Origin of the sequence: Streptomyces bungoensis (assembly GCF_001514215.1) — a bacterium.
Classification (GTDB): Bacteria; Actinomycetota; Actinomycetes; order Streptomycetales; family Streptomycetaceae; genus Streptomyces; species Streptomyces bungoensis.
In genome coordinates this window covers 1433-4853 of sequence record NZ_KQ948894.1, presented here as the reverse complement: position 1 = coordinate 4853, position 3421 = coordinate 1433, and the positions used below count along the sequence as shown (strand labels likewise).

The 3421-nt window shown below is 73.5% G+C and carries 2 protein-coding genes; both read left to right on the top strand.

The window, feature by feature from the left end; genetic code table 11:
* A partial coding sequence (locus AQJ66_RS36480) for an SDR family NAD(P)-dependent oxidoreductase (protein WP_208611546.1) occupies positions 1 to 2545 on the top strand: 2545 nt, incomplete at its 5' end.
* A gap of 154 nt (positions 2546 to 2699) precedes the next feature.
* On the top strand, positions 2700 to 3421 hold a 722-nt coding region (locus tag AQJ66_RS36475), incomplete at its 3' end, for a beta-ketoacyl synthase N-terminal-like domain-containing protein (RefSeq protein ID WP_208611547.1).

The following is a 3421-nucleotide window of genomic DNA, read 5'->3' as shown; positions in this document are numbered from 1 at the left end:
TCCGGATGCGGTGGTCGTGGGCAGTCTGCGGCGTGATCAGGGTGGTGCGGACCGGTTCCTGACCTCTCTGGCCGAGGCGTGGGTGCGGGGTGTTCCGGTGGAGTGGACACGGGTGCTGGCCGGTCGGGGTGGCCGGGTGGTGGCGTTGCCGACGTACGCCTTCCAGCACCGCCGGTACTGGCTCGACGTCCCCGACCTCCTCGGCTCCGTCTCCAGGCCCGAGACCGTACGAGCGTCCGGTGACGACGTCGACGCACGCTTCTGGGAGGCGGTCGAGTCCAACGATCTCGAAGCCCTGGCCGACGCCCTCGACCTGGCCCCGGAGCGACGCGAGACGCTGGGATCCGCGGTACCGGTGCTGCCCGTGTTGGCCGAGTGGCGTCGGCGCAGGCGGGAGAGTGCGCTCCTGGACTCCTGGCGTTACACCGTGACCTGGCAGCCGGCCCGCGCCACCGACGCCGTACCCGCTCCGTTGCCGTCGCGTTGGCTGGCCGTCCTGCCGGGCGGTGACACCGTCGCCGGTGATGTGGTCCCTCAGGTGGTCGCGCGCCTGGCCGAGCGCGAGGGGGTCGAAGCCGTCGAAACGGTCGTCTTCGACGCGGTGAACGACGACCGCACCGCCCTCGCGGCACGCCTGAACGAGGCACTGGAGCGCGGCCCGGCGACCGAAGCGGTGCTCAACCTGCTCCCGCTCGCCGCTGACGGAGTGCCGGCCGCCGACGAGGAACCCGCTCCGGGCGCGCTGGAGGCCACCACGGCGACCCTGCTGCTCATACAGGCGCTCGCGGACACGGAGGCGCAGGCGCCGATGTGGACGGTGACCCGAGGAGCGGTGACGGTGCCCGGACCGGCCGGGGCGCCTGCCGGCGGACCCGTTCCGGAACAGGCCGCCGTCTGGGGACTCGGCCGGGTCCACGGCCTGGAACAACCGCACCGCTGGGGCGGCCTCATCGACCTCCCGCTGTCACCAGGCTCCGACACGGGACGCGGCACGGAGTCCGATGACGCACCCGCGGCAGCACCCGTCGCCGAACTCGACACGCACACCTGGAACCGGTTCTTCGCCGGCCTGGCGGGCGAAGAGGACGAGGACCAGTTCGCCGTGCGGGCGGACGGCCTGTACGTACGCCGCATGATCCGCAAGCCGGTCGAGGCCGACGCGGTGGAGCGTGCCGTCGGCTTCTCGGGCACGACTCTCATCACCGGCGGCACCGGAGCCCTCGGCGCACACCTCGCCCGGCGGCTCGCCGCGACCGGTGCCGAGCATCTGCTGCTGCTCAGCCGCCGGGGCCCGGACGCGCCGGGCGCCACCGAGCTGGAGTCGGAGCTCACCGCGCTGGGTGCCCGCGTGACCATCGCCGCCTGCGACATCACCGACAGGGGCGCCCTGGCCAAGGTGCTCGCGGACGTTCCGGAGAGCGCACCCGTCCGGGCGGTGGTGCACGCTGCGGGCGTGGAACCGCCGGCGGTCGCCGTCGAGGAGACCGATCCCGAGGCGCTGCGCGAGGTGGCGGAGGCGAAGACGGCCGGTGCCGTCCACCTGGACGCGCTGCTCGCGGACCAGCCGCTGGAGGCCTTCGTCCTGTTCACCTCCGGCGCGGGCGTCTGGGGCGACGGCGGTCACTCCGCCTACGCCGCGGCCAATGCCTACCTCGACGCGTTCGCCGAGTGGCGCCGCAGCCGGGGCCGAGTGGCGACCGCCATCGCCTGGGGCGCCTGGGCCGGCGGCGGTATGGTCCACGCCACCGAGGGCGACCGGCTGCGCCGCCACGGCGTGCCCACCATGGACCCGGAGGTGGCCGTCGGCGCGGTGCAGCAGGCGGTCGCCCACGACGAGACGTCCCTGGTCGTCGCGGACGTGCTCTGGGACCGGTTCGCGTCGGCGTACTCGGCCGCCCGTCGCCGCCGTCTCTTCGACGAGATTCCCGACGTCCGCGAGATCGCCGCCGAAGCGGCCCGCACGGCCGCCGAGGGCGCGGGCGCCGACGGCCGGGCGGCCGCCGGTCCGGCGCAGGCGCTCGCCGACCGGCTGGCCGGCGCGAGCCGGGCCGAGCAGGAGCGGACGGTGCTCCAGCTCGTCCGGAGCCAGGTCGCGGGAGTCCTCGGCCACGCCGGCACCGGTGCGATCAGTCCCGGCCAGGCCTTCCGTGACCTGGGATTCGACTCCCTCACCGCCCTGGAGCTGCGGAACCGGCTGAAGGAGGCCACCGGGCTCGCACTGCCCGCCACCCTGGTCTTCGACCACCCGACACCGGCCGCTCTCACCGAGCGTCTGCTGACCGAACTCGCCCCGGACCCGGAGCACGCCGCCGGACAGGACGTACGGGCACTGGACGAGCTGGAAAACGCCGTCACCTCGCTCGGCCCCGGCGACGACGCGGCCCGCAGCAGGATCACCGCCCGGCTGCAAGCCCTGCTGTGGCGGCTCTCCGACAGCCCGGCGGAGTCCGCGGCAGCCGACGGCGACCGCGACGACGCACTGCTCGGCGCCGCCTCCGACGACGAGATGTTCGACCTGATCGACAAGGAACTCGGCCTCAACTAGACCGGCCGGACGGGCCGACCCCTCCCCGGGGCCCGTCCGGCCTTCGGCTCCCGCCCGTTCGACTCCTTCGCACCATCCCCTCCGATCTGCCCGTTGCCAACGCCGTACGGGTGACTTCCAGCCTTCGGGCCTGCTCTAGGGACTGATGACGTTCATGGCTAACGAGGACAAGCTCCGCGACTACCTCAAGCTGGTCACTACCGATCTGCGGCAGGCCCGCCGACGCCTGCAGGAGGTGGAGACCCGCCGGCAGGAGCCCATCGCCATCGTCTCGATGAGCTGCCGCTTCCCCGGCAACGCCCACACCCCCGAGGACTTCTGGCAACTGCTCGTCGCCGGCGTGGACACCGTCTCGGAGCTGCCCGCGGACCGGGGCTGGGACCTGGAGAACCTGTACCACCCGGATCCCGAGCACCAGGGCACCAGCTACACCCGGTCCGGTTCGTTCCTCTACGACGCCGCCGACTTCGATCCCGCCTTCTTCGGCATCGCGCCGCGTGAGGCCACCGTGATGGATCCGCAGCAGCGGCTGCTCCTGGAGACCTCCTGGGAGGTGCTGGAGCGGGCCGGCATCGACCCGGGCACCCTGCGCGGCGAGCAGGCCGGCGTCTTCGTCGGCAGCAGCGACCAGGGCTACGGCGCTGCCGCCGCCCATGCCCGCGACCGGGTCGAGGGGCACATGCTGACGGGCGGCTCCGGAGCGGTGCTCTCCGGCCGGATCGCCTACACCCTCGGTTTCGAGGGACCCGCCGTCACCGTGGACACCATGTGCTCCTCGTCCCTGGTGGCCTTGCACCTCGCCGTCCAGGCCCTGCGCCAGGACGAGTGCCGCCTCGCCATCGCCGCAGGCGCCACCGTCATGGCCGGCCCCCGCAA